Raw genomic sequence first — 25720 nt, forward strand, 5'->3', positions numbered from 1 at the left:
CGATATGCGCGGGCCGCCTTCCCCCCTGCCGCCGCACACGCCGTATCGACCTGTCCTGAACAATTCACGTGACCCGCCCGTCTGGCGCTTGCTGCTATCCCGTTTGGTGAGCGCAGGCATGGTTGCGCCCCTACCAAGGAAACTGCATGCTGTCGAATATAACAATAAAAATGCGCCTGATCGCCACCATGAGTGTGCTGGGCCTGCTGATCGCCGTGCTGGGCGTCATGAGTATCATCAGCCTGAAATCGGCCAACAACAGCCTCAACGAGGTCTACAGCAATCAGCTGGCATCGACGCAAGCGATCGGCGAATCGCAGATTTCCCTGGGCCGCGCGCGGTTCACGATGGACCGCGTGATGGTGCACCCCGAAGCGGCCGATGCCAAGGATACCCTGGCCCGTGCCGAACAATTCATGGAAGCGTCCAACAAGTCCTGGAAGGTGTACCTGGCCTTGCCGCAAAGCACGGACGAAAAGCGCCTGTCCGACGACATGGACAAAAAGCGCAGCGATTACATGAGCAACGGCTTGCTGGTCATGAGCAAGGCTTTGCGTGAAGGCAACGTTGCACAAGCGGACGGTTTGATGATGTCGGGACTGACGCCGCTGTACCGCACCCTGGACCAGGCCGCCGAAACATTGACGCAATACCAGGCCACTTCGGCCGCCGCGATGTATGCGGCCAGCCAGTCCAGCTATCGCAGCCAGGTGGCCATGGCCATCGGCGGCATGATCGTCGGCGCCTTGCTGACCATTATTTCCAGCTTTTTGCTGCTGCGCGCCATCTTTAACCCGCTGGACCAGGCCCTGCGCCATTTCGGTGCCATTTCCGACGGTAACCTTGCCAATGACATCGTCATCACGCGCAACGACGAGATGGGCGCCTTGCTGACGGGCTTGCAGAAAATGCAGGAACGCCTGTCGACCACCGTGCGCGGCGTGCGCGACGGCAGCGGCGCCATCGCCACGGCCAGCAATGAAATCGCCTCGGGCAACCTGGATCTGTCGAGCCGCACGGAGCAGCAGGCGTCGAGCCTGGAAGAAACGGCGTCCTCGCTGGAAGAACTGACCTCGACCGTCAAGCAGAATTCCGACAATGCGCGCCAGGCGAACCAGCTTGCCGTGTCGGCCTCGGACGTGGCCGTGAAAGGTGGCGCACTGGTGGCGCAAGTGGTCGACACCATGGGTACCATCAGCGAATCGTCGAAAAAGATCGCCGATATCATCGGCGTGATCGACGGCATCGCCTTCCAGACGAACATCTTGGCCCTGAACGCGGCCGTGGAAGCGGCCCGTGCCGGCGAGCAGGGCCGCGGCTTTGCCGTCGTCGCCACGGAAGTGCGCAACCTGGCGCACCGCTCGGCCAGCGCCGCCAAGGACATCAAGATGCTGATCGAAGCGTCGGTGCAGAACGTGGGCGCCGGCAGCGCGCTGGTCAGCCAGACGGGCACGACGATGGACGAGATCGTCTCCAGTATCCGCCGCGTGACGGACATCATGGGCGAAATCAGCGCCGCCGGCCGCGAGCAGGAACTGGGCATCGGCCAGATCAATCAAGCCGTGGCGGAAATGGATACCGTGACGCAACAGAATGCGGCACTGGTGGAAGAAGCGGCAGCCGCGTCGGAATCCATGCAGGAGCAGGCAGCGGCGCTGGCCGAGATGGTCAGCATCTTCAAACTCGATGCCAACCATAGCGGTCCTGCCGCCAAGCCTGCCTTGCGCAAGCCTGTCGTGGCCGCCGCCAGCACGGCCTTGAAACGCCCGGCCCTGCGCCTGGCGCCGGCCCGCGCCGCTGCAGCACCTGCCGCTGCAGCAAAACCGCGTCCAGCCAAACCTGCCGCGGACAATAGCGGCGAGTGGGAAGAGTTCTAAGTTACTGCGCCGGCAGGGTGGCCTTGCTGCCCTGTTCCTGCAAGCGCGCCGCCTCGGCCAGGGCCTGGGCGCGCGCTTCTTCCGCCGCCTGTTCCGCTTTCTCATGCGCATCATGGCGCGCCTGCAATGCCGCCCGCGCGCGCACGAAGACGATCTTGATGGCCGCCATCACGGGCACGGACAGGAAGATGCCCACCACGCCCCCCAACTGGTCGCCGGCCAGCAAGCCGACGATCACCATCAACGGGCTCACTTCCACACCCTCGCTCATCAGGTAGGGATTGACCACGTAATCCTGGAACAAACGGTAGGCGGCGATAAAGCCGATCAGCCAGAACACGTGCTCGAAACCGCTGAAACCGGCCACGACCACGGCGATGACGGCGGCGGCCAGCGGGCCGGCAAACGGGATGAATTCCAGCAAGGCGGCCGCGCCGGCCAGCAGCAGGCTGTACGGCACGCCCATCAGGGAAAAGGCGATGCTGTAGGAGACAAAGGTGGCGATCGACAACAGCAGCAGGGCGCGCACATAGCGCGACAGCAGGATGTCGAGGTCATCGATGATGGCGCCCCAGAGTTTCTTGTTCGGGCGGTTCAGCAGGGACAGCAAGCCGTCGCGCATGTCCGGCCCTTCCTTGATCAGCAAAAAACTCAGCACGGGCACCAGCACCAGATAGATCAGGTTGCTGGCCGCATGCATGACGGTCAAGCCCAGTTCCTTCGCCAGCGGCATGGCTTGTCCCGTACTGCTGCTCAGCTGCGTCTGCATGAACGACAGCAGGCGCGCGCGCAACGGTTCCATGAATTCCGGTAATGGGATGCGCTCGGCAAAGTTGTTGCCTTTGAGCAGGGTCGGTAACTGATCACTGAGCTTGATCGCCTCCTCCTCGATGCGCGAGCCGAAGATGGAGCCCAGCACCGCCACCAGCAGGATCACCACCAGGAAGACGATGCCGATATTGGCCGTGCGCGGCAAGCGCTTCGGCCCATACCGCTCCAGCAGGCCGATCAGCGGGTACACGAGATAGCTGAAGAAAATGGCAAAGACCACCACGATCAGGGTCGACGAGACCTTGTAGGTGAGAAAGAGCAGGAAGGCGATGAGGAAAGCCGTCCACACCATCTTGGCAACGCGCAAGTTAAAACCGAACATATGAATTCCTTAGGGCAGGAGGCGACGCAAGCGTGACTGGCTTGAAGGGCAGGGTGGGCAAGGCAGGGATCGGGCCGCGCCGCACGGCCGGAAATCATACCGCAAAATGCCAAAATGCCATGCTCTTGTGCGGAATGGCAATGCTTTCCCTGCTCTTGCGCTTATTTTTCCCGCCAGCTTGCCACGGTGATGAAGACGCCATCGTCCTTGTTGGGCTCGCGCAAGGTCACCGTATAGCGGCCGCTCGTATCGCTGCCGGTGAACACGACCTTGTCGTCATGGCCCTTTACTTGCGCGCCCTTGGCCAGCTTGGCGTAGGTGTTGAGCACCCAGTGGAAATCGGCATAGCTGCGCACGGTGATGTCGGCATCGGGCATGGGCTCGTCGCCGGCCTCGGCCGCTTCCGTGGGCGTGCGCATGGGCAAACCGGCCAGGCCGGCCGGTGTGACGATCTTGCCGCCGCTGGAACTGCTGTTCAACTCCGCATTCGGCAGCAGCAGATGCAACAAGCTGGCGGGAAAGCCGGGCGGCACGTCGCGCGAATCCCAGCCGGGCTGGCCGGGGCGGGTGGTGATGTATTCCACCACAGCAATACTTTGCCGCTGTTCCGGCGCACCCTGTGCCAGCATGGTCGGCAGTTGCCGCGCCCAGACCAGAAGCGGCGCGGCCGTCTCGTCCTCCGCGCCCGGCGGCAGGAACAGGGTCAGTACAGCGTGCGTGGACGGCAGGCAAGCGGGGCCGGCGTCGCCGATGGCGGCCTGGCAATGGCCGTTGACGAGGCCCAGGGCCAGCAGCTTGCGTTGCGGATCGAACAGCATGGCGGCGCGCCATGCACCGTGCGTGCCGGCATCGATGGAGGCCAGCACCGAGCGCCCGTCGGGCAGCATGGTGCGCGTGATGTCATCGAGTGAATGCATGCTGTCGAACACCTGGCGCGCGATCAGGGAGTTGCCTTGCGTATAGCTGCCGCGCGCATAGCCGAGCAGTTTCAAGACGTCGGCGCGGATCTGCGGATGCGCACTCAGGCGCAGCGGCGGCGACGGCACGGACACGGTGGCGGCCACGAAGGCGGAATCTTCGGCAGAAATGACTTGTGCCATGCTGGAAAGCGGCAAGCACAGGGCGGCGCACAGCGTCAGCATGCGCAGAGTGATTTTTCCTGGGGTGTTCAATGGCCATCCTTGTCGAGACGCCATGCCGGACTGGTTGCCGGCATGCGCGGGCCGCGATCTTAGCATTTCAGGAATAAATCCCTTTCTGCTAAGCTTGGCTATTGAATCACTGTCCCGTTGCCATGGCCAAGATCACCATTTCCTGCAGTATTCCCGTCGACGATGAAGTCGTGACCGAGTTCCTGTACAAGTACGTGGGCTACTCGCGTGTCGGCCTGGCCAGGAAATTGCGCATGGGAGAGAAGGGCTGTTTCTATACCTGCTCCTTGTATATGGACGACCACGCCAAGGTGAGTCGTTTGATTCGCCGCATGCTGGCGTTCTTTGAAAGCAAGGACATTCCCTTGACCATCCTCAAGATCGGCGCCCTGGACAGCTGGGACGAGGTGGACCCCGAGCAGCGCGACCCGTGGAAAATTGCGCCGCAAGCCTTGCTGGCGCTGCTCGACGCGACGCCGGACGGAGGTGTTCAGGCGGCGTTGAGCACGTAGCGGTTCTTGCCGCTTTTCTTGGCCTGGTACAAGGATTCATCGGCGCGTCGGTAGCTGTGCGACAAGTCCGCTTCCTTGATCAGTTCCGCCATGCCGATGCTGACGGACACCTTGCGTTCCGGCACAAAGGCCGCCTCGACAGCATCGACCAGCTGCGCGGCAAAGGCGCAGGCCGCGTTTTTTTCGCCCAGGTAAATCACGGCAAACTCCTCGCCACCCAGCCGGCCGCACAGGTGCTCGCCCGACAGTCCACTGATGACCTCGGCGATCTTTTTCAGCACCTCGTCACCCACGTCATGGCCATGCACGTCGTTGATTTGCTTGAAGTCGTCGATGTCGATCATCAGGAAATACGCGGGCGTGCGCGCCGTGCGCTGCAAGGCGCGGGCGCTTTGCGTGAACATGCGTCGGTTGTTGAGCCCGGTCAAGCCATCCTTGTAAGCCATCGTCGCCAGTTCGCGCTGGGAGCGGTAGTTATGGATGCGCAAGACGAGAAAATAGATATTCAGCGCCAGGCCGATGATCACGCTGATGGTGACGGCCAGCACGGGCCAATGCTGGTCGGCCTGGCCCGCATGCACGGGAAACTGCCCCAGCCCCAGGATGGCCCACACGCACAGCGATACGCCCAGGTAATACGCGATGCCGCTGAAGATGGGCGCCGTCGTCAGGGTGATCATCACGCCCAGCGGCAATACCCAGAAAGCGGGATCTTCCGTGCCCAGCATCAGCACGCGAAAGCTGAAAGCGATGAACAGCACGCTGATCGTGCCGCTGGCAATGATGGCCTGCAAGGACTTCGCATACACGGTCAGCAGCAGCCCGACCAGCATGCCCGTCACGCCCAGCGCCGCTTGCGCATGATCGAGCGAGGCGCGCGGCAAGGTCAGGCTGAACGTGACCAGCCAGCAGACCAGGCCAAACGTCAGGATGGCTATCGAAATGAAATGCAGTTCCTTGAAAAAGCGCTGCTGCTGCTCCCGTTCTCCTGAAAAGAACAGGTAATAGAAGGCAGGAGACAGGCTGCGCGAAGTGAACATTGCATTTGTCCAGGCAGACAACACGCCTTGCGGCAGGGGCGCCTCCCGGCAACGGCAGGCGGCTTGGTGCATGCGCAAAATTAGTTGCGCTCAGGAACTAGTGTACTGGTTTCTTGGGGGGAATGGTGACTGGGGCGAGGAAAACGGCGGCCAGTGTCCTGCTGCCGCCACAGTGAGCGTCACAGCTCGCGTGCCAGCACCTGGCCGACCAGGTCCTTGCCAAAGCTGTGATGCGCTTCTTCCTCGACCAGCTGGAAGCCAGCCTTGTCGTAGATGCGGCGCGCATCGGTGAGGATGCTGTTGGTCCACAACACCATGTTCGTATAGCCGACCTGGCGGCTGAAGCGCAGGCATTCATCGACCAGACGGCTGCCGATGCCCAGGCCGCGCGCGCACGGATCGACATACAGCAGGCGCAGCTTGGCCGTCGTATCGTCCTGGCGCACGATGAAGACGGAACCGATCACCTTGCCGTCTTTTTCGGCGATCCAGCAGCGCTCACGGGCCGGGTCGAATTCGCGCACGAACTTGGCGAGAATCTCGGCAACGAGTGCCTCATATTCGTTGTTCCAGCCATATTCCTGCGCATACAGCACGGCTTGCCGGTGGATGATCCAGCCCATGTCGCCCGGCTGTGGATTGCGCAGGATATAACTGGGTGACGTTTCTCCCAGCAAACCCTGGATTTGCCCCATCGCAGCGACCAGCTCCTGCTGCGCCGTTGGCGGCAAGCGCTCCAGCATGGCGGCAACTTCGCGCCGCGAAGCGTCGACCAGGGGCGCGAGGGTGCGCTGTCCTTGCTCGGTCAGCTGCAATTGCGCCGCGCGTGCATCCGTGGGCGAGCGCGTCTTCGCGATCAGCCCCTGCTTTTCGAACCCGGCAATGACACGGCTCAGGTAGCCCGCGTTCAAGCCCAGCTCGCGGCACAGGTCCGCACTGGTCAGTTGCGCCTGATGCGCCAGTTCATACAGGATGCGCACTTCCGTCAGCGAAAACGCGCTATCCAGCAAGTGTTCATGCAGCACGCCAATCTGGCGCGTGTAGAAACGGTTGAAACGACGCACGATCTCCGTGCGTTCGCCGAGTTGGTCTGTCTGCATGTGATACCTCTTATTTGCTTGCTTAAGGCAGATTATTGCTTGCTTTTGGCAAGTATGTCAATATGGCGACAGGATGCAGGCGTACATAAAAAAAGCGGCCCTGAAGAGGGCCGCCTTGGCGGTCACGCAAACCAGAAAAGCTGTGTCGTGTGACACAATACTTGCAAACACGTCGATTGATTTATAAGGGTTTTTTCACTTACTTTGTCACGCCTAGGATTAGGTTGTGACAAAATAAGTGAAAAAAATGTGATTCGTGCCATCAATAGTGAAAATTTTGTGCGACTCTATCGGTCATGGCCGTGATGATCCCTTCAATACACGTGTTGGTTTTTAAAGAAGGTTGAAATATTAAGAAGGGATATAAAACTACAGAGCGGGCGCAACGTTGTTATCTAGTTGATGATTCGCTAAATTGCGGTGGAAATAATCTTTAAATTTAGGATTCTTGACGTACTCTAAGACTCTGGCATAAAGCTTAACTTTTCCTAGCGAGGAGGCTCTTCCCTATCCGCCTGCCTCTCAGTTATCACCTCATCTATGTTTATCTCCCCAGCAATATACTGCTCCATCATATCCAGTACTCGTTGACTTACCGTGAAGCCAGAAAGCTCTACGTTTGCTCGTGCGAAATTCACTGCAGCACGTCGACGAAGAGATTCCACTTTGTCAATTTTTCCCATTGCACACCCTTCCAAGTGCTTGTTTTCAAGTAAGACCTTTACCCAACGTATCTTTGATCGTTTTATTTAGGTACTTCTTTACTTAACGAATTGATTGAGTCAAAAGCCCGTAGCGTACACAACACGTCAACCAAATTGCGACAGCATTGCTCCGCGAAATCTTCCAGGTGAGCGATTTGAGCAACTAGCTCATTATATTCAATTGCCCTGCGCATTGCGGCTTGAGTCGCTCTGACTTTTTCTGGATTGCAGCCGACGTACCGAAAAACTCGCCGTTCGCCTCGTTGCGATGGGGAGTAGAGGCAAAAATACTTGCGTTCCCGCCAGTACCCCTTTGCATGAATCAGTCCTTGATGCTCTAAGCCTGCCATGGTGGCTTCTAACGATTGATAGACGGCATGGGCGTTCGCTATCGACACCTGCAGTTCGGAGGTCAACTGCGTTAGTTGATTGAGTGTTTTTCGTAAATTCAAAGCAATCTCATTGGTTGGTGGCCGGTAAAGTCAGCGCTGTAACCCGGACATGAGTGTGTGTGATAACACGCGTCAAAAGCTAATCGACAGAGGAGTGGCGGCATCAACGGCATCTCTTCGGAAGAAATATTGCCGTCCGCCGTCGATTCCTGGTCCTGTTATCGGCCTTGCTGAAATGCGTTTAAGTAGCGCCGTCGTTGAGGTACCGTGAATCTGAGAAAGTTCTGAAGCTGAAACATAGGTCTGCTTAAATTGGTCGAGACTGGAAAGCGAAATTCGGCGCGTTGCGTGTCCATTTTTTGAAATTACGTCTGCGTCGATGTAGTTCCGAGAAACGAGTTCATACACTACTTGCTCCTTCAGACCAAGACGCACCGATGCGTTTGAAACGGAAACCCATTCGACTGTCGCGGCTCGGGCCCTTGATAGCCAGTTGCGCAGCACGTCTTCGCAGAATTTCAGCTCACCCAGTCGGCAACTCGATGACGCGGAGAACGGTATTTCTCGACGCTTCAATGCCTTGATCAATTCGCTCAGTTCTACTGAGGAGATGCGCCAGAACTGAAGGGCATGGGCTAGCGTGACTACCTCAGCCGCGTCTCCGGCTGGTTGGGCGTCGAGCAAGGATGCGTTTTGGATCTCATCCATGAAACCTTCTATGTCAGTGCGTCGAAAATGCCAACGATTGCTGATTCTGAAATCAGGTTTGGCGTCTGCTAGGATGGCGCCGTGCGCGACAAGTTGCCGTAGACGAGTCCGCTTTAATCCCAGTATTCGGGAGACGGTGCGTAGGTCTAGATACTCCGTTGGAGAAGGGACCAGACGAGCAAGTAAGTCTTTGTCGACAGTGATGATATTCCTAGCGGAATCCGGATTAAATTGATTCGCTGGGAACCGATCCTGGTGGATCATTTTTCGGAGGCGCTTACTGCTCATGCCGGCCGCCCGTGCAACTCGCGCAAGACCTTGATGACGATGATTCTTGATCGTCACTTCGCTGAAAAGCCGGTGCCGTCCACATAGTTCCCCGCGCCAATGTTCGAGTAAGAAGAGCTCGAATGAGTCGCGTAGGAATTGAAAAGACGGGTCGCGCAGGTCCTGATAAAGGACGTGGTACAAAGAACCGAATACTCGTCGGATGCTTGCGTCGGCGGGCGCAACGTCTACGAAGCTTTCAAGACAGCTCCAGAATGATGATGGCCAATCGGCCAGCAGTTTGGCTGTTCCGGCCACCAATTCGGCCGCTATCGATATGTCTTCTAACTCTCGAATTTTTCCTGGCCGGCGCAATGGTGGGCCCTTGATGAACTGACCTATATAGCAGATCATGCGTACTAGGTGAGGCGTGTCGAGTTTGACATTGGTCTCGCCCAAATTTAACGTGGCGACGCCGCTCAATGAATCGCTTAAAGCGCGTGCGATATGCAGTTCCGTTCGCGTAGCCGGGATCGAGGTCTCGACAAAGCGACTGCCACACTTGCAAGCACCGTGCAGCAGCTCCTGTAGGCTTGGGGATGAGCGGCACTGAGAACACGTCTGTAGCAGCCTTGTTCGATGAATAGCGCAGATCGTCACTACTTTGACCCGCCATATTGGACGCATCCATCCAGCCTGAACAATGCAGGACGGACACCAACGCCGATTAATATGTGTGAAATCGACTGTTTGCAGGCCAAACGTGTCAACATCGATGGGAGCCCATTGGACTACTGGCCCCGAGAACTTCGGTAGCGCACAGCCGTTCAAAATGCGTGCAAGCTTTTCTGGCGTAAGGCCATCAGAGCCACTTAGCGATGATGTGAATTCCCGAAGGGTATAGCCGTTCGCGTTGGCAAGGCGCTCCAGGTAATCGACAAGCGGTTCGGTCGGTATTGGCAGTGGTCGGATGGGCAAGGTTTTCAATATTTTCTCCTTGCCGCCGTGCTGCCGTTCATTTCACCGGTCTGGAATGGTTCCCCTGCGCGATCCAACGGACGAAATGGAAACGACGGATGGAACGGATTAAGCCCCCCGATCCCAGATGGCCAGATAGTTGTGGTGAATGCACGGGATAGATCGTTAATACCAATGCTGTCACTCGATTCAAGAACTGCCTGCGAATATGCGCTTACCAGAATCTTTTTCACGTATGCGACGCGGCCGTCGGTCGCGAAGTGTAGTCTTCGCGCAAGTTCCCCCCATTGATATGGGCGTGGGTCGAGCGGTAAGGGAAGCGCGCTTGCCAGCGATGTAAATAGCCGCAAGCTGTCTGCTTCGGTCGAGTCCGAATCCTGTTGTGTTGTAAGCGAAACACGATGTGTGAATCGCCTTCGTAGTTGTTCATTAACTTGAAGAAGAATCTGTGTTCTTGGCAGACCCAGTAAAGTGACTGGAGTGCCGAGAGCATCCATAAACGACTTGAGCCAATCGCCGACGAAATATTGCGAGTGCGCCCTGCCGCGATCTTGAATGTGCTGAGCCTCGTCAAAGATGAGCATTTCAACGCCGCAAGAACGCGCTATCTTGACCGCGCGAGCTGTTTTTACTGAAACCGTTCCTCGCTCCGGTTGAAGATCACCAAGCTGGGCGAGGACGGCTTCGACCGTGCCAGCAATCGTCGCGGCGGCAGGAACCTCGACCTTAAGCACCGGGATCAGGTTGCGTTCCGGAAGTTCAACCATTGGATACTCGTTGGCGAATAGTTCTGCCAGGCTCGTCTTCCCAGCGCCACTTTCTCCAAGGATAAGTAAGTTTTGTGCGACACCTGTCGCTCGAAATAATTTCAGATTTGTCTCAATCTGTTCGTACGCTGTGTCGAAAGCCGGAAACTTGATGCACTCATCCTGCAGTTGTTTAACAGCGTCATAGAATTGCAGGCTCATTTTCTAGGCTCCTCAGTCGGCTTGTTCTTTGGTCGGAAGAATGAATAGCTCGGAGGCGGTGCGTCGATTTTTGCAAATTTTCGGGGTGGTAGATTGACTGGGCTCGGCGAATCATTCCCATCACACTGCATGCCTTGAAACATCGTTGACGTCTCCGCCCCGGCTGATTTGCTTGTACTTGAACCTATGATTTCTGCTGCGCGGCGCCGATCCTTTTGCTTCCGGCTATCCATTAGGGTTTCCACAGCGCTGACGATGCTTTGCTTCGCGACGTAAAGTGCTCCAGCATCCTGCTGGGATGCGCCCTTCTCACGAACGGCCGCGCGAATGAGCTTGTTTTGCAAAGAAGTCAGGTCGCGTGCATAGGTTTGATCGAGAGCCAGCACGGAAACGGGGTCTGGGCTATTCGGCCCCCAAACTCTGATTTCACCGAGGTCTTCTGGGTTAAAGAGCACGCGTACCTTTGTACCTGGACCGAACGTGCGCAGCATCGGACCAAGCGTATCGCCGCTGTACTGAATCCCATGCAGCAAAATGCCGTCGGCGCGAAGGGTTCTCTCTTCTACGAGGCCGATGCGTTGTTCTAGTGCGTTGGCGCTTTCCGGGAGTTCTGGCTCTCGACGCTGCAAGCCCTGATGCCAACGCGCCCAGGGTGTCTCACGGGTGCCGCGGTGTATCGTCTGGGCGTATACATCAAGAACCCATTTTTGAAAGAGCTGATGAAACTCAGAGAGAGTAAGTACTGCGTGCTTCAGAGGATCATAGTCGCCGCGCAGGTGCCAGCGCGATAAACTTGTACCAGGAAGCTGGTGTGCGAAGAATCGATTGCAGGTGCCAAGATAGCGCTCGACAACTCCTTTGAAGCGGGGTTGATGTTTGGGACAAAATTGAATTCTGATTCCTAGATCATACGCAACGCTATCAAGGTCGTTCCCATGAAATTCCATTCCGTTGTCGACGACCATTACATCCGGCCGGCCATAGCATACCCAGTCGTGCTTAGGAGCCAATTCCGGGATCACGTTGTGCAGTGTACCTTTGGGTAAGATGGCGTGTCGGAGCGCGCCCATGACGGCAGCTGTGGAAGGGTTGCCAAAGCTAAGATGAAATCCCAAGAGCATCCGGCTGTAGTGATCGATGACGACAGTCAGTGTCGGGCGACCGAGAGGCAGTTTGCTTCTCTCGTCAATAAGGAAGAGGTCCAAAGGAGTATGGTCGATTTCGACTCGCTCCAAGATCTGCGAGGTTTTTACGCCAGCCTTAACGATGGCGAATTTCTTTTCCGCCTCGATCTTGCCCTCCCTAAGCACGGTCCGATCAAAAGCATCGATTCGCAGTAGCATTCGATAAACCGTACGGAGTGATGGTGCTTTTAGCTGACCCTTTTCAGCGAGGAAGCGGTTTTCCGCATCTATCTTCGTGATAAGCCGGGTGTAGATGCCTTGTCCACTAGCCATCGGTGAGGCTTTGCATGCTTCATCTATCGCGTCAGACGCAAGCTGCAAGACTCTTTCTCCTTGCCTGATCGCGCGCGGGCCCCTCAAATCGGTACGGGGAATCAATGCGCGCGAATCTTTGTCTCTGCAATAGCGACGATGCCACCGATAGATAGTGGTCGTGCTAGGTGGTTGTGCATCATTGATTTCAGCGGCCGCAAGTAGGATCAAAGGCCACAAGCGGGTCTTTGTAAAGACTACGTTACCAGCGCTGCAAATTCTCTGCAAATAGTGCCTACGGCGTGCCGCTTCATGTTGGACGGTCGCGGATAAATCGCATAGCGGGCGCGAGAACGACCTGATGGCTGGAGTTGCGCCAATTTCGACATGGGCGACAGCGACTATTTTTCCTTCGCGATAATCTTTGAGGAGATCCTCTCGCGTTCGGACGGACATTGCCCCATCGCCGGTACGCTCGAGCAGTATGTCGCCATTTTCATGTGCCCGCTCGATTCGAAAATTCACGCCGGACCAGTTAAAAACCATGTTCTTCCGAAATGCGAAACCAGTCATGATGTGCCTCCGTTGGTAATGTTACTGTCGTGTTCGAGTCGACCGCAGAGTCCAGCTTGCACAGCAATTGGCCGGCAAGAAGCGCGCTGTAAGGATCAATGCCGGCGGCGACGACTAAACCGCTTGCCGTGGTGATAGACGTTGGAAATTTATCGACGTACCTCGAGAGAGCAGTCTCTATGGCTGCATTCGTAGGTGGAACGCGGGCCGCACGGTGGTATATCCACTTAAGGTTTGTCAGTCGGGGCTCCTGCCGAAGCACGAGGTCGGTAAGTATCTCGAATTGAACTGACGAGCGTTGCATGTGCTTTTCGATACAATCGAATGTTCCCCGGATGTCTGTTGATGCCAATCTGCGGGCGGGCTTAATTTCGACCAAGACGATCTCTCCGGTAGCAAGCACCAGCTCGAAGTCAGGCGTATAGCGACGAAGGCGTGTCCCATCTGGATACTGGATTGTTATCGGTTGTTCCCTGAACCGGGTAATCAATGGTGAAGCCTCGAACAGGTAGATCGCATCGAGTTCCAGCAAGCCTTCGTGGTGAACCATGCGACCGTTTTTCCTGCTAGGAAACTTGCCTCGAACTATCCCGCCAGTGGGCCGCACAATTGTTCGCGCTCGTTGATGAACGTCGCCATCAGGAATTTTTCCACGCCAGTTGCCGTGCCATAGATGATTAGGCATAAGTATGTCCTTGGTTAGAAGGGGCGCGGACGCCCCTCCAGTACCGATTCAAGGGTTAGGAATGTCCGTTTTTGGGCGTACGAATACCCGCACCGCAGAATTCTCGTGCAGCGAAAAACAGACGTGTCTGGGTTTGAGGCTTGACGTTGGCGGGAGCTTTAGCGATACTGAAGATGCGACTCTGCGTATCGATAGATGCTCAGGACAACGGGGCAAGCCGAAAGGGTTGTCCCGTTTTTACATTGTGGCCTCCTCTCGGCGCCGGCGTTTGAGGCGGCGAACCGGTTCAGGGCTCGGTTCCACGAGCGAAGAGCGTATGGCCAGGGCATCCTGGATCATTTTCACTTGCAGCGGATGCAGGTTGTCGAGCTGGTCTCTTAGCCGCTTAAGCATCCAATAGACTGATTGTGGGCTGTCCGCCGGGAGCGCAAGCTTTCGATCTGAGGCAGCGATTGCTTCACGCAGTTCCAATTGTGCACTTGGGGCAAGCGCCATCGTTGTGATGAGCTTCCCGACAAATTCGTCAGTGGGGGGCCCTTTTATCCCCACTTCAAGCGCTGAGATGTAGCTTTGCTCGTAGCCAAGCAATTCAGCCAGCTCCGACTGGCGAATTTGATGCTGCAGACGCAGCTCGTGCAGGAAGTGCGAAAAGGGGCTCATGGATTCCAGAGAGTGGCAATCTTTATGAGCCTGAGCGTAAATAGTAAACACCTCGTTGTCAATGTGGGATCGTTCCGTAAGTCATTGAAAAATAATGACTAATTTGGTTTCCAAAGCAATGCACTTTGGTAAGCCTTGCTCCTATGGGACCATCAAATTTCTTAACCGTTCCACCCGCTCGGAAAGGGGCCCTTCCAGGCTTACAATTTCCACATTTTTTCTGTAGTTGGTGGGACTTTCACAACACAGCGGGTGGACCTGCAAAACCTTCCAATGCGAGTGCTTGCCTGCTGGCGCACGTTCTGTGAACAACATCTTCGCGAGCCACTATAACCCGCTTTCATGGAGCGCGAGTTGGCCGATATGTCGGTTTAAACCCCAGTTCTGTCGGTCGGCGGGGCCATCTGACCGTGCCGACCGGCTGCTCCGTCGTTGCGCGCCGCCAAGCATTTCCTTGCACGCCGTCTCTTTCGGTGCAAAATGGTCAATCAATATTGTAGATTTATCCAGCTAAATGTAGAATGTTCCCCATAATCAAGGAAACTGCGAGACCAGCCATGCATGAAGAATGGAACGATAGAGCTACCAATCTGCTCAAGTCCGAAATGGCTCGCGCTGGAGTCGGCTATGAAGAGTTGATCATCCGCTTACATGAAATCGGAATCGATGAAGGCTACAAGGGCTTGGCGAACAAAATAAATCGTGGTGCTTTTAGCTTCGTGTTCTTCATGCAGTGCATGAAGGCGCTCGGCATCAACGAAGTCCGGCTTTGAGCTGGGCAATAAGAAGAACATCATAGGATGGAAAATTGAAATGCCGATACTGACGTGGGTAGGGAAAGACAAGGTGGTCAATCACCACCATGATGTGCCATTCCGAGTACTGGATAAGCAATATGGTTTCAATGCGTCACCCGGCGAGGACAAGCCGGCGGGCAACCGCATCATCCATGGCGATAATCTTGAAGTGCTGAAAAGCCTGGTGCCTGAATTTGAAGGCAAGGTGAATTGCATCTACATTGATCCGCCATACAATACTGGCAACGAGAACTGGGTTTATAACGATTCCGTTAATGATCCAAAGATCAAGAAATGGCTCGGTCAAGTCGTCGGCAAGGAAGGGGAAGATCTGACGCGTCACGACAAGTGGCTCTGCATGATGTACCCAAGATTGAAATTGCTGCACCGACTGCTGGCGCAGAACGGATCAATTTGGGTATCAATCGACGACAACGCGGTTGGAATTCTACGCCCGGTCATGGATGAAATTTTTGGTGCAGGTAATTTTGTCGCCAACATCATTTGGGAAAAAGCCGACTCGCCACGCAATTCTGCGCGCCAGTTTTCCGTTGATCACGACTACATTCTCGTGTACGCGAAGAACTTTGATTGGCAGCCCGCGCGCCTTCCCCGCGATGACGAATCAAACTCGATTTACAAGAATCCGGATAACGACCCGTTGGGCGATTGGATTCCTGGAGACCCGTTCGCGAACAAGCCATACTCCAAAGGACAGTACACGATTACAGGGCCGACCGGCCGCGAGTTCTCACCACCGCCAGGCCGCTTCTGGCGGATTTCAGAAGAGAAATTACGCGATATGGACAGCGATGGACGGATTTGGTGGGGACCGAAAGGCGACGCCAGGCCCAGCATCAAACGGTACGTGAACGAGGTTTCCGACTTAGTTCCGCGAACGATCTGGACAAAGGAAAGCGTCGGTAGCAATCGCTCTTCAAAAAATGAACTGCGCAATTTATTTCCGGACACGTCATCGTTTGATACGCCAAAACCTATTGCCTTAGTGGAGCGTATTTTGAGAATGGCGACGCAGAAGGACGCTATCGTCCTCGACTCATTTGCTGGATCGGGTACGACAGCCCATGCTGTTCTCAAGCTCAACGAGGAAGACAAAGGCAATCGACGCTTCATTCTCGTTGAAATGGAGGAGTATGCCGAGACTGTTACTGCCGAGAGAGTTCGACGTGCTATGAATGGGTATGGCGATGGCAATAGGACTGTCGCGGGCCTCGGTGGCGGGTTTGATTACCTAACACTAGGCGAGCAAATCTTTCTCGACTCGGACACGTTAAACGAAGCAATTGGTCGCGATGCGATCCGTAGATATGTGGCATACAGCGAAGGGATTCCTGACGCCGACCGCACAGACGAGAGCAATCCCTACACACGTTATTTGCTTGGCCTCAATCGTGACACTGCATGGATCTTTCAGTACGAGCCGGAACAGTCGACGAGTCTCGACTTGGATTTCCTCTCCACGCTGAAGTTCGGGGAAGCCAAGCCCGATGTAGCGATCATCTATGCCGATCGCTGCTTGCTCTCCTCAGAATTTATGTTGAAGCATCGAATTATTTTTAAAAAAATTCCACGCGATATTACGCGCTTCTAAGGACGGCATGGAACCGAAACCGTATCAACAAAGTGTCATCGATGATCTCGCGACCTATCTCGCAACATTGGAAAAAACTCCTCACCTAGCGAAGTCCTTTAAAACATACTGGGCTGAAAAAGGTGTCACTGGTATGGACGCCTACAAAAACAACGTGCCGGGTGTTCCGCATGTCTGTGCAAAGGTGCCGACTGCTGGCGGAAAGACGTATATCGCCGTCAACGCGATCAAGACCATTCTTGACGTGTTCACTGCCCACAGTCCGGAACGCGCAAAGCTCGTAGTGTGGCTAGTTCCATCTCTCACGATTTTAGAGCAAACGGTAAAGAATCTATCCGACCCTGATCACCCATACCGCAAGCGACTCAATCAGCTTTTCAAAGGCCGAGTGGCAATCTATGAAAAGCGTGACATGCTGCTGGGTGCTGGGTTCTCCGCCGACGCGGTACGGGAACAGCTATCCATCGTGGTCATGAGTTTCGATAGCCTGCGCGCCCGCAATAAGGAAGATAGGAAGATATTTCAGGATAACGGATATCTCGCCTCATTCCTGGCTGCAGGAGAATCGCAGGACGACGATTGGCGCCTTCCCGAGTATGACGCGTCGGCGCTTATCAATGTGATTCGTCGCCTCAAGCCCGTTGTGATCGTCGATGAAAGCCACAACGCGGAAACCTCGCTATCCGTTGAAATGCTGGTGAACCTCAATCCACACTTCATACTCGACCTTACGGCAACGCCGAAGAATAACAGCAATATCATCAGCTATGTGGATGCGATGGCCCTGAAGCGTTACCACATGGTTAAGCTTCCGGTGATCGTTGCGAACCAAGCCAGCAGGGGCGAAGTGATTGAGAGCGCGTTGATTCTTCGTCGTCAGCTTGAAGAAATTGCGATCTCGGAAGAGAAGAAAGGGGGAAAGTACATTCGCCCCATCGTGCTTTTCCAAGCACAGCCGCGAATCGGCGACGACAATACGACCTATGAAAAAATCAAAGAAAAATTGGTTGAGCTTCATATTCCTGCCGAACAGATCAAAATCAAGACAGCCAGCATCAATGAGCTGAAAGGCATTGATCTAATGAGCCGGGACTGTCCGGTGCGCTATATCATCACAGTCAACGCTCTGAAAGAAGGATGGGACTGCCCGTTTGCATACGTCCTTGCATCCCTCGCGGACAAGTCGTCTGCGGTCGATGTTGAGCAGATTCTTGGGCGCGTACTCCGTATGCCACACGTCCAGCAGCACGGTCACGACCTATTGAACCTATCCTATGTCTTTACAGCGAGTAGCCGATTTATGGATACGATCCAGAGCGTGGTTCGCGCGCTGAATCGGGCTGGTTTCTCCGACAATGATTATCGTACGCTCGACACCGCTGTTCCTGCGAACGAGAGTGAAACTGCCAAAGGGCAAGCTGTGTTCGATTTGGCGGGAACACAGATCGAACAAACTCAAGACGCGTATGTGTTTGATACGAGCGCTGTGTCGCATGAGTGGTCAACAGTAGCTATCAATACCACCTCCGCCCCCCTCGACGCATCGTCGCCCATTGCCGAGAGCATGGCCTTTGTTGAGGCTGTAAAAGCCCAGGCCATAGTAGAGAATAAGGAATTCGAGGCGAAGGCCGAGGCGGCAGCGGATTCGGTCGTGCCTGCGGAGCTTGAGGACAAGATGAATAAGCACAAGTTGAAAGAAATATTCCGGGACGATGCACTCGCGCTGAAATTGCCGCAATTTTTCATCCGGGTGCAAACTGGAGGATGGTTTAGCGACGACAATGCGCTCCAACTATTTGAGCGTGATGAACTACTCAAGGACTTCAGGCTTTCCCAGGCGGACGGCAATATCAGTTTTGAGGATGTAGCTGCCGAAATGTATCGCGTGGATCTGGAGGAGCTTGGAGATCGCAACTATGCGCCGAAGCCATTTAAGGCCAACATAGCGGAACGCGAACGTTTCAACAGCATCATTCTGACTGGCTCACATGACAGCCAGGTGCGCAACCTGACGGCGCGGCTTGTTCAACTCATTGGAAACCTGTATCCGATCACCGATCCGGAACTGAAGAAGTACGTCCAGCGGATCGTGGAAGCGTTGGCCCCAGAGCAGATTCGCGACTGCCTGGAACGCGATGTTGCCTACGTTCGTAAAATCAAGCAAAAAATCACCACCCTTGCGAACGCGCACGCGACTAAAGAGTTCAACGATCTACTCGACGTCGACAAGATCCTCGTTCAGCCTCAATTCAGCTTCTCCGTCACAATTGCGCCGTCCGCGAATGCACCGGCATTGCCGAAGAGCTTATACGTCACGGAGGCTTCCATGGGGACGTTTGAAGGCCGCGTAATCAACGACATCGCAAATTTGGAAAGCGTTCAATGGTGGCATCGAAATCTTTCGAGAGGAAAGGGCTTCCGCATCAATGGATTCCTCAATCACTACCCAGATTTCATTTTAAAAATGAAATCTGGAAAAACCGTAGTCTTGGAAACTAAGGGTGATGACCGAGATAATACCGATTCAGAACTCAAGTTGAAGCTCGGGAAATTATGGGAATCGAAAGCTGGAGCGTCGTTCAAGTACATGATGGTATTCGACAATAATCCCATTGAGGGCGCCGAACGCCTTTCGGATGCGCTGAAGAAGTTAGCACAGTTCTAATTACCATGACAAGTCAACGGAAATCAACTACGACTCCATTGGATCGGTCTCGATACAAAAATCCCGACAATGATCTGCGAGGGCCGTATGTTTCGGTCGATGTAACTGCGCCTATTGATCGACCGATTTTACAATACGAATGGCACGGAAAATTTCCTCCAAGCGGCAGATCTTGGCGCTACCTTAAGGAAAGAGCATTTGAACTCGAAGCAGATGGACGCATTCAGATTTCATCGTCCGGAAGGATCACTCTAAAACGCTTCTTAAGCGAAGTAAGCGCACCAGATACTAGCGATTCGCTCACCATCGCTTCGTCGGGGCTGGAAATCATTGTTCGTGCTGCGATGAGAGGTATAGCAATTGCTATCGCTGAGAATCCGTTGTGCTTGAAGGATGTCGAATGGCGAGATTTAGAACGTGTACTTCGCGAGGTGTTTGAAAAAATGGGATTCATGACCCGGCTAACGCGCTCGGGCAAGGACGGCGGATTCGATCTTGAACTTCAGTGTACCGGTCTTAGTGGGAGTAAGACGTTTCTTGTCGAGGTCAAGCACTGGGCAGGTAGCGGCAAGAAACCCGGTCGCACAGCTCTAAAATCACTGATCGACGTGATCGCACGAGCAGCTGACGGGACAACGGGATTGTTACTTTCATCAACGGGATTCACCACCGATGTTATGAACGGTCGAACTGAAGTCGAACAGCACATAGTTCGCCTCGGGACGGAGAGCAAAATCGTTTCCTTGTGTCAAAACTATCTGCAAGGCGAATCCGGTTTATGGGCCCCAACGACCGAACTTGCAGACATGCTACTTCAAGGGACGACGTAATGCCTGCACTGCCGATGCCGATATCGTTCACTTCACTTGCCGTGAAAGGCGTGCCGGCTTTCCTTTCAGAATGTCACGGCATGCACTTATTACAAAAAACGCGTATTTTCGTGTGAAATTTTCGGAACTATTTTCCCTCATGACGAACTATATATTACAGAAGAGGCGCTCGAGGCTACAATTTTTTTCGAATGTAAAACTGCCATTTAATATCTCCGCCTAGGCGGAGTTTCGCCGAACGATTATACCAAGGATAAACATGCCAACAGTACTTAACATCCATAGCGTGGAACGAGACGATGTTATTAGAAGTATTTTCGTCAGTGCACAGGCCAACTATGAATTTGCTCTGGATAATCTGGTTCCACTAATGGGGAAACTCGATATACAGCGCGAGATTCAAAATCCGAAATTCTATGACCGACTAGCTCGTGACATTGTCGATGGTTGCATAATGCCGCCCCTCACCCTGGCCATAGTTGATCCTGAAATAGTTTCTACGACCCCGACAAAACAAGAAACAAAACGCTATATCTTGGAAAATATAGATCAATGCTTCATTTTAGACGGAATGCAGCGGTTGAATACGCTTAAGCGGGCGCACAGTCGAGATGAGGTGAACTTTCCATTAAACCGAAAGCTTTATCTGAACGTTCTCATTTGCGGGTCGATGGATCTTTTGCTTTATCGGATGATTACGCTTAACAATGGGCAAAAACCCATGACTGCACGCCATCAAATTGAAATTGTTGCCTCCAATGTCTATGACTTCGAGGACGAGGACAGAATCGTTCTTACCGAAAAGCGAAAGTTAGGACAAAAGCGAAAGCGAGGTGCTTTTAAAAAGGTCGATCTTATTAAAGGGTATCTCGCTTTCTTGAGTGAGAGCATTAACATCGATAATGACAAAATAATCCAAGAAAAAATGGATGAACTGATTGCCTCAAAAATTATGCATTCGGACATCACGTCATCTGAAAATACGTTTGAATTGGTGCTCGATGAAATTGACCGCCTTCACAGCGCTGAAAATACTCGCTCATGGATACTCGTACAAAATAACTTAATCGGTTTCTGCGCTGGAGCTCGTCAGACAGCGAAGAAAATATCTAATATCCCGGTAGCGGAGATGGGTCAAATAATTGAAACTTTTGAAAATGCATTCACCGCGATCAACATTTCAAAAATTAAGCTAGGTAACGCGCGTAGAAAGGCAGTTTCCCATCTGATCGCAAACATCGCTAAATATAAAGAAATGGATCAAGACGAGATGCTGGATAACATTAGCCAGGAGATCTAAAGTTGTACACATCACCTTTCATTGAGGTTGAGAACAGTTACCCTCTGCGGAGTGAAGCTACTGATCCAAATTTGCGATTATGTCTACTCACGAATAGTCCGCAATCGCTAGTCCTTTTTAGGTTGCTTCTGGGTGGGGTTCGCGTAGGAAAGGTTGGCGGCGATTCGGCAAATCAAAGGATTAATTATTTTTGCGTCGGCGCTCCGGCAATATCCGGTTACTCGCTTCACACAGAATTGTCGCGCGCATTTCCGAATCTGGGTGCTCAAGATCGCGCAGGATCATTCTTGCCAGTGACATTATTGAAGCCGCTTGAGAATTTCTTTTCCGCCGCCGGAAGCAGGAAAGGTTTTTTTGACGTCTTATTGAACGAGTTGGCTCGTGCGCTAATAGCCGATGCAAAAGGAAATCATTTATCCGCCTTCGTCTATGTTTATCGAGCCATAGAACACATGAGCTATGCTCTGCCGCTGTTTCATGCAAGACATTCTCGCGACTATATAAAGGCGTTTCACGATCTACGTGCATTAATTTCGACAGGAGATGGCGAACTAAAATTCTGTGGAAAATTCATAAAAGCTTTGTTCGAGGGTAACCAAATTCTTAGTAATCATGTCTATGACGTTGACTATCCGGCAGCATATGCGGATAAATATTCTTCATACTTGCAGGGTAATCATTCAAAACTTTGTACTCGTACCGCTCTCGGCGCGAGTGTGGATTTCTTGGACAGTTTTGACTTTCTCGTAGATGTTAGAAATAAGTTCTTTCATCATCTTTCCGGGAGCAATCAAAGTGCATCGTCTCGTGAAATTCCCGACGCAGATGTTTTTTTCAACCCGCTAAACAAAATAGCCCTTTCTGTTGTTGCGCTTGTTCTTGGCAGAATTATTGCTTCGGAATTGTAAGTTGCAGCCTCGGCAATTTCTCATATGGCCGAGCTAGACCTGGAAACCACTTTTCGCACCTCGGTCTTTTCCCGCGTGTTCGGCATGGGTACCTTGTACGCGATGGTCCGCTGGCCAAGCTGCATCTGTATGGCGGTAATGCCGCCGCGCTTGCTCATGAGATATGCGTTCCTTGCCGTAAGGAAAGCAGAGCGATTTCAAATTCAGATCCCCATGCCTGTTCTGATTAATTCATAGGCATAGAGAGCTTGATTTGCTAAAATTATGAAATTGGCAATCATAGAGCCATCTGCATGCCATCTACACTAAATGCGTTGACACGACGCCTGGCAAGAAAAGAACAATTCTAAGGGAGTGACGATGGCAGGTGAAACAATCAACAAGGCCAAAATGGCCGAAAAGCTGTCGAAAGAGATTTTCGCTGAATTCCTTTGGCAAAGAATGGGGCCGACAAACCTGAATTGGCCGTGCGAGGACGAAGCCACCCACAAGGTCAAAACGCATCCGTCGGATGTGGTCTTCTACTATGAAGAACCATATCGGCAGGCTCGAACCTACGTGAACTGTGACCTGAAGAGCTACGGTAAAGGTTCGATTACTGTCGGCAGCATTCGGTCCGCGATTGAAAGTCTCGCGAGAGCGATCAGCTGCGCCGAAAAAAGCGAAGAGTTCCGGACCAATTTTTTGCACGACCACATTTCGCCGGAAATTTGTGGCCTGCTGTTCGTATACAACCATGACGGGGAATACGACAAGGACTTCAATGGGTTGTTGACCCAGATCAAGAACGAGAAGCTCGATATCCCGACCAAGTCGAAAGTCGTCGTGTTCGGGCCAAGCGACGTGTATTGGTTGAACAACGTGCATCACGAAATCGCCTATATGCGCGGTAGCGCTGGCATCCTGCCGGACCGGGAATATTGCCGATATTTTTACCCGCATCTGGTACGGCGGAAGAACGTGCAACTCGAACACGCAAAAGCGTGTACGTTGGAAATGCTTACTGCGCCTTGGATAGTGCTGTCATATACGGACCCAAAGAAACAGAACAGAAAGGGCTTCGTCGTTTTTTGCAGGCAGCGGGGAACGTCTGTGGAAGAGTACCTGTACCTCATCGACTACCTCATGCACTACCAAGTCCTCGTGGACGGCACAGACGTTTTTATCAAGACGCTGGACGCCCATCCGAGTGCGGCAGCGCATTTCGGCAAGGCGAAGGATCAGTATGTCGATGAATACGGCGGCGGTAGTGACATCAAGGAACGCCTGAATTCGATCCAGTTTTCCCAGATTAACGACGTGCGAACGAAATTTTCTGAACTTGAATTGGGGATGGACAATGGCTAAGAACACGCTGCTGTACTGTGCGACCGATAAGGAAATTTATGATGTCCTGATGTCATCGAGACAGCGCATCAGCCCAGCCGTGATCCTCGAACTGGCAAAGGACAGGGGCATCTTCTATTCGTCGAAAGACAGTCGGGAAACCTTGGTTGACAGCCTGTCGTTGCTGACTCACGACTACAACGACCTGAACATTATCCTGGACCAGCGCGAGCATGCCGGTCGCGCGGAAAAAATCACTTCGGTGACCCTCAATGCCGCGCTGACGATAGAAGACATCAAGGAGATAGCGAAAGAATATATCGCCGATTCCCCGCCGGACGAGAAGGCAACCGCGCATCAAAAGGGGACGGACCAATACGTGGTCAACGTCAAGTACTCCGAAATCGATTATTCGAAGACTCGCTTAGTCCAGCGCACACCGAAGGAGGCCGGCATCGAGTTTCACGTTGAAGGCGACAAGACGATTGTGCGGATGCCCGCAAACGCGAAGGCGAAGGAAATCGTCAGCGACTTGAAGGACCGCCTCGACGGCAGGAAGAAGGCCGATATCCCGACGGAGCTCATCGAGATATCGGAATTTTCTACTGCGGCCCAGAGGACGCAGTTCTTCACTTCGCTGATCAGTTCATTGAACGGCTTCAAGCTCGACAATGTAACGAGTGTCAAGGTCGAGCCGATCAAGCGGGAAGTTGACGACGACGAGCTAGACCTTGAGGACGATCAAGGCAAGGATCTCGCAAAGCAGGAAGCATTGGCATTGGTTAGGAACGTAGCTCTCAAGGGGGAAAGTCTGCTCGCGTCCGAAGAGTACCAAAGCCTTCAGAAAAAAGGGTTCTTCATCACCTCGATTATTTGGCGGTCGAAACAAACGCAAGTGCCGTATCCGATTGTCGAATTCGAAGCCGCGTTCGAAGAGCCGGGTGCGGGAAAAGGCTTCAAGTATTCCGTGCGCGGCGCATTGAATTTTTCCGACGGCGAATACACGAAGACGCTGCGTCCGATTTCGACTGAAGACAGGCAAGAATTCCTGGCAACCATCGAGCAGACCGCGAGTCGCATCATTTCGGAAATCCGAAAGGCCATCGCCGAATCGGAGTCCGCCGCCGTGCGGCCTATGTCAGGAACCCAATCATGAAACGAGTTCGGTGGTTGAAAGCTCAGTGGCCCGTTACGATTAGGACGCTGGCCGCGAAAATGAAGACGCAGCTTTTTACCCCGGACAGTTTTGACGGGTTCGTAATCGAACGAGTTCGCGATGACTCCATCGAAGCCCACTACATCGAAAAGCTGAACTATAAGGAGACCGTTACCGATCCGTTCGGAAACGAAGAATCATTTGATCGGATAACATACCGGCGAATTGACTTCACCTTTTTTTCAGAATTCCCGAATATTGAGCTGCGCGATGCTCACCGGAGTACGCGCGAATTCCTCAGCAAGGTACTCGAACTATGTAATTTCTCGGTTGCGGTGGAGCCAATCACCGTCGATCTCTTGCTGTGGGTTGAAACTCTCCAAAAACAATTGGGCAAGAAAGTGATTGTCGATTCGCTTCAGGTCGCTGGTCTTGAACTCGAACCGGAAATTAGCGCAAAAATTCTGCTGAAGGGCGGGAAAGACGTTCGTGACGCTCTGAAACAGCTATCGGGCAAAAGGAAATCTACGCTGGAAAAAATTCAAGTGAAAATCCCGGTTGGCCAACTCGTGTTTCCAATCCATATGTCCAACTCTGGTATCGCTAGGATTCCGGAAGAACACCTGAACGACTATATCCGGATCGTCCGCCAGAGTTTGACGGAAAATCCTTAGAACGGGCATACGAATGAATCGCCGCCTGAAGATCGGATGCCAACCGGTAGGGCACTGGCTGCTGGAAGAACGCGGACCAACACTGCACCTGTGTGCACTTACCGAAAGTAAGAACATCCTATATGCGTACGTCACCGACGGTGAATTGAAGTACATCGGGAAGACAACGCCACCTCTAAAAGCAGGAATGCTGGGATCCGGCGCTACAACGCGCGCGTGCTCATCCGCCCCTTCCGCAGGGCGTCGAT

At 53.6% G+C, this 25720-nt stretch carries 22 protein-coding genes; 11 read left to right on the plus strand and 11 right to left on the minus strand.

The features are described from left to right. The first annotated feature begins 146 nt into the window (after positions 1–146). Positions 147–1877 (plus strand): methyl-accepting chemotaxis protein, encoded by a 1731-nt coding sequence (locus tag SJI03_RS24835; protein ID WP_099379282.1) that lies wholly within the window; start codon positions 147–149, stop codon positions 1875–1877. 1 nt (position 1878) lies between these two features. On the opposite strand, the gene SJI03_RS24840 is transcribed toward SJI03_RS24835, so the two are convergent. Together SJI03_RS24840 and SJI03_RS24845 are read right to left on the minus strand one after the other, a co-directional pair. Next, positions 1879–3030 carry an AI-2E family transporter gene (locus tag SJI03_RS24840; RefSeq protein WP_322428972.1) on the minus strand — a complete coding sequence of 384 codons (1152 nt, stop codon included), beginning with the start codon at positions 3028–3030 and terminating at the stop codon, positions 1879–1881. Between the two features lie 161 nt (positions 3031–3191). Further along, positions 3192–4202 carry a hypothetical protein gene (locus tag SJI03_RS24845; RefSeq protein WP_322428973.1) on the minus strand — a complete coding sequence of 337 codons (1011 nt, stop codon included), beginning with the start codon at positions 4200–4202 and terminating at the stop codon, positions 3192–3194. 122 nt (positions 4203–4324) lie between these two features. On the opposite strand from SJI03_RS24845, the gene SJI03_RS24850 reads away from it, so the two are divergent. Continuing rightward, positions 4325–4693 (plus strand): hypothetical protein, encoded by a 369-nt coding sequence (locus SJI03_RS24850; protein WP_322428974.1) that lies wholly within the window; start codon positions 4325–4327, stop codon positions 4691–4693. On the opposite strand, the gene SJI03_RS24855 is transcribed toward SJI03_RS24850, so the two are convergent. From SJI03_RS24855 to SJI03_RS24890, 9 genes are all read right to left on the minus strand, one after another. Next, a complete protein-coding gene (locus SJI03_RS24855) occupies positions 4672–5733 on the minus strand; it encodes a GGDEF domain-containing protein (RefSeq protein WP_322428975.1) in 1062 nt (353 codons plus the stop codon). The two genes, SJI03_RS24850 and SJI03_RS24855, sit on opposite strands and share 22 nt — an antisense overlap. Before the next feature lie 179 nt (positions 5734–5912). Next, the gene (locus SJI03_RS24860) at positions 5913–6833 is read right to left on the minus strand and encodes a bifunctional helix-turn-helix transcriptional regulator/GNAT family N-acetyltransferase (RefSeq protein ID WP_322428976.1); all 921 of its coding nucleotides are present in this window, start codon (positions 6831–6833) and stop codon (positions 5913–5915) included. A 488-nt stretch (positions 6834–7321) separates the two neighbouring features. Continuing rightward, positions 7322–7516 (minus strand): antitoxin VbhA family protein, encoded by a 195-nt coding sequence (locus SJI03_RS28960; RefSeq protein WP_416208786.1) that lies wholly within the window; start codon positions 7514–7516, stop codon positions 7322–7324. 62 nt (positions 7517–7578) lie between these two features. Continuing rightward, positions 7579–7989: a hypothetical protein gene (locus SJI03_RS24865; protein WP_322428977.1), complete on the minus strand. Its 411-nt coding sequence runs from the start codon at positions 7987–7989 to the stop codon at positions 7579–7581. A gap of 72 nt (positions 7990–8061) precedes the next feature. Beyond that, positions 8062–9891: a TniQ family protein gene (locus SJI03_RS24870; RefSeq protein WP_322428978.1), complete on the minus strand. Its 1830-nt coding sequence runs from the start codon at positions 9889–9891 to the stop codon at positions 8062–8064. Next, positions 9888–10850 (minus strand): TniB family NTP-binding protein, encoded by a 963-nt coding sequence (locus tag SJI03_RS24875; protein ID WP_322428979.1) that lies wholly within the window; start codon positions 10848–10850, stop codon positions 9888–9890. The genes SJI03_RS24870 and SJI03_RS24875 overlap by 4 nt, the downstream gene beginning before the upstream one ends. After that, positions 10847–12859 (minus strand): Mu transposase C-terminal domain-containing protein, encoded by a 2013-nt coding sequence (locus tag SJI03_RS24880; protein WP_322428980.1) that lies wholly within the window; start codon positions 12857–12859, stop codon positions 10847–10849. Before SJI03_RS24880 ends, SJI03_RS24875 begins: the two co-directional genes overlap by 4 nt. Further along, a complete protein-coding gene (locus tag SJI03_RS24885; protein WP_322428981.1) occupies positions 12822–13409 on the minus strand; it encodes a TnsA endonuclease N-terminal domain-containing protein in 588 nt (195 codons plus the stop codon). Before SJI03_RS24885 ends, SJI03_RS24880 begins: the two co-directional genes overlap by 38 nt. Positions 13410–13781: 372 nt before the next feature. Next, a complete protein-coding gene (locus tag SJI03_RS24890; protein ID WP_322428982.1) occupies positions 13782–14204 on the minus strand; it encodes a helix-turn-helix transcriptional regulator in 423 nt (140 codons plus the stop codon). A 557-nt stretch (positions 14205–14761) separates the two neighbouring features. Between SJI03_RS24890 and SJI03_RS24895 the strand changes: the two genes are divergently transcribed. The 9 genes from SJI03_RS24895 to SJI03_RS24935 all read left to right on the plus strand — a co-directional run bounded on the left by SJI03_RS24895 (position 14762) and on the right by SJI03_RS24935 (position 25472). After that, positions 14762–14977: a DUF6471 domain-containing protein gene (locus tag SJI03_RS24895; protein ID WP_322428983.1), complete on the plus strand. Its 216-nt coding sequence runs from the start codon at positions 14762–14764 to the stop codon at positions 14975–14977. Between the two features lie 40 nt (positions 14978–15017). Next, complete coding sequence (locus SJI03_RS24900; protein WP_322428984.1) at positions 15018–16613, plus strand: site-specific DNA-methyltransferase; 1596 nt, start codon at positions 15018–15020, stop codon at positions 16611–16613. A gap of 7 nt (positions 16614–16620) precedes the next feature. Continuing rightward, positions 16621–19278: a DEAD/DEAH box helicase gene (locus tag SJI03_RS24905; protein WP_322428985.1), complete on the plus strand. Its 2658-nt coding sequence runs from the start codon at positions 16621–16623 to the stop codon at positions 19276–19278. Positions 19279–19283: 5 nt separating this feature from the next. Then, a complete protein-coding gene (locus SJI03_RS24910) occupies positions 19284–20108 on the plus strand; it encodes a restriction endonuclease (protein WP_322428986.1) in 825 nt (274 codons plus the stop codon). A gap of 259 nt (positions 20109–20367) precedes the next feature. Next, positions 20368–21408 (plus strand): hypothetical protein, encoded by a 1041-nt coding sequence (locus tag SJI03_RS24915; RefSeq protein ID WP_322428987.1) that lies wholly within the window; start codon positions 20368–20370, stop codon positions 21406–21408. 2 nt (positions 21409–21410) lie between these two features. Then, positions 21411–22316 carry a hypothetical protein gene (locus SJI03_RS24920; protein ID WP_322428988.1) on the plus strand — a complete coding sequence of 302 codons (906 nt, stop codon included), beginning with the start codon at positions 21411–21413 and terminating at the stop codon, positions 22314–22316. A 360-nt stretch (positions 22317–22676) separates the two neighbouring features. After that, positions 22677–23663 (plus strand): hypothetical protein, encoded by a 987-nt coding sequence (locus tag SJI03_RS24925; RefSeq protein WP_322428989.1) that lies wholly within the window; start codon positions 22677–22679, stop codon positions 23661–23663. Then, positions 23656–24798 (plus strand): hypothetical protein, encoded by a 1143-nt coding sequence (locus tag SJI03_RS24930; protein WP_322428990.1) that lies wholly within the window; start codon positions 23656–23658, stop codon positions 24796–24798. The genes SJI03_RS24925 and SJI03_RS24930 overlap by 8 nt, the downstream gene beginning before the upstream one ends. After that, positions 24795–25472 carry a hypothetical protein gene (locus SJI03_RS24935; protein WP_322428991.1) on the plus strand — a complete coding sequence of 226 codons (678 nt, stop codon included), beginning with the start codon at positions 24795–24797 and terminating at the stop codon, positions 25470–25472. Before SJI03_RS24930 ends, SJI03_RS24935 begins: the two co-directional genes overlap by 4 nt. The last annotated feature ends 248 nt before the right edge of the window (positions 25473–25720 follow it).

This window comes from Janthinobacterium sp. GMG1 (genome assembly GCF_034427795.1).
In the GTDB taxonomy this organism is placed as follows: Bacteria; Pseudomonadota; Gammaproteobacteria; order Burkholderiales; family Burkholderiaceae_D; genus Janthinobacterium.

Coding starts and splice junctions, on each gene's coding strand:
- SJI03_RS24880 (WP_322428980.1), bottom strand. CDS start 12,859: ATGACTGGTTTCGCATTTCGGAAGAACATGGTTTTTAACTGGTCCGGC.
- SJI03_RS28960 (WP_416208786.1), bottom strand. CDS start 7,516: ATGGGAAAAATTGACAAAGTGGAATCTCTTCGTCGACGTGCTGCAGTG.
- SJI03_RS24900 (WP_322428984.1), top strand. CDS start 15,018: ATGCCGATACTGACGTGGGTAGGGAAAGACAAGGTGGTCAATCACCAC.
- SJI03_RS24925 (WP_322428989.1), top strand. CDS start 22,677: ATGGCAGGTGAAACAATCAACAAGGCCAAAATGGCCGAAAAGCTGTCG.
- SJI03_RS24875 (WP_322428979.1), bottom strand. CDS start 10,850: ATGAGCCTGCAATTCTATGACGCTGTTAAACAACTGCAGGATGAGTGC.
- SJI03_RS24835 (WP_099379282.1), top strand. CDS start 147: ATGCTGTCGAATATAACAATAAAAATGCGCCTGATCGCCACCATGAGT.
- SJI03_RS24855 (WP_322428975.1), bottom strand. CDS start 5,733: ATGTTCACTTCGCGCAGCCTGTCTCCTGCCTTCTATTACCTGTTCTTT.
- SJI03_RS24850 (WP_322428974.1), top strand. CDS start 4,325: ATGGCCAAGATCACCATTTCCTGCAGTATTCCCGTCGACGATGAAGTC.
- SJI03_RS24905 (WP_322428985.1), top strand. CDS start 16,621: ATGGAACCGAAACCGTATCAACAAAGTGTCATCGATGATCTCGCGACC.
- SJI03_RS24910 (WP_322428986.1), top strand. CDS start 19,284: ATGACAAGTCAACGGAAATCAACTACGACTCCATTGGATCGGTCTCGA.
- SJI03_RS24840 (WP_322428972.1), bottom strand. CDS start 3,030: ATGTTCGGTTTTAACTTGCGCGTTGCCAAGATGGTGTGGACGGCTTTC.
- SJI03_RS24885 (WP_322428981.1), bottom strand. CDS start 13,409: ATGGTTCACCACGAAGGCTTGCTGGAACTCGATGCGATCTACCTGTTC.
- SJI03_RS24890 (WP_322428982.1), bottom strand. CDS start 14,204: ATGAGCCCCTTTTCGCACTTCCTGCACGAGCTGCGTCTGCAGCATCAA.
- SJI03_RS24930 (WP_322428990.1), top strand. CDS start 23,656: ATGGCTAAGAACACGCTGCTGTACTGTGCGACCGATAAGGAAATTTAT.
- SJI03_RS24915 (WP_322428987.1), top strand. CDS start 20,368: ATGCCAACAGTACTTAACATCCATAGCGTGGAACGAGACGATGTTATT.
- SJI03_RS24935 (WP_322428991.1), top strand. CDS start 24,795: ATGAAACGAGTTCGGTGGTTGAAAGCTCAGTGGCCCGTTACGATTAGG.
- SJI03_RS24895 (WP_322428983.1), top strand. CDS start 14,762: ATGCATGAAGAATGGAACGATAGAGCTACCAATCTGCTCAAGTCCGAA.
- SJI03_RS24860 (WP_322428976.1), bottom strand. CDS start 6,833: ATGCAGACAGACCAACTCGGCGAACGCACGGAGATCGTGCGTCGTTTC.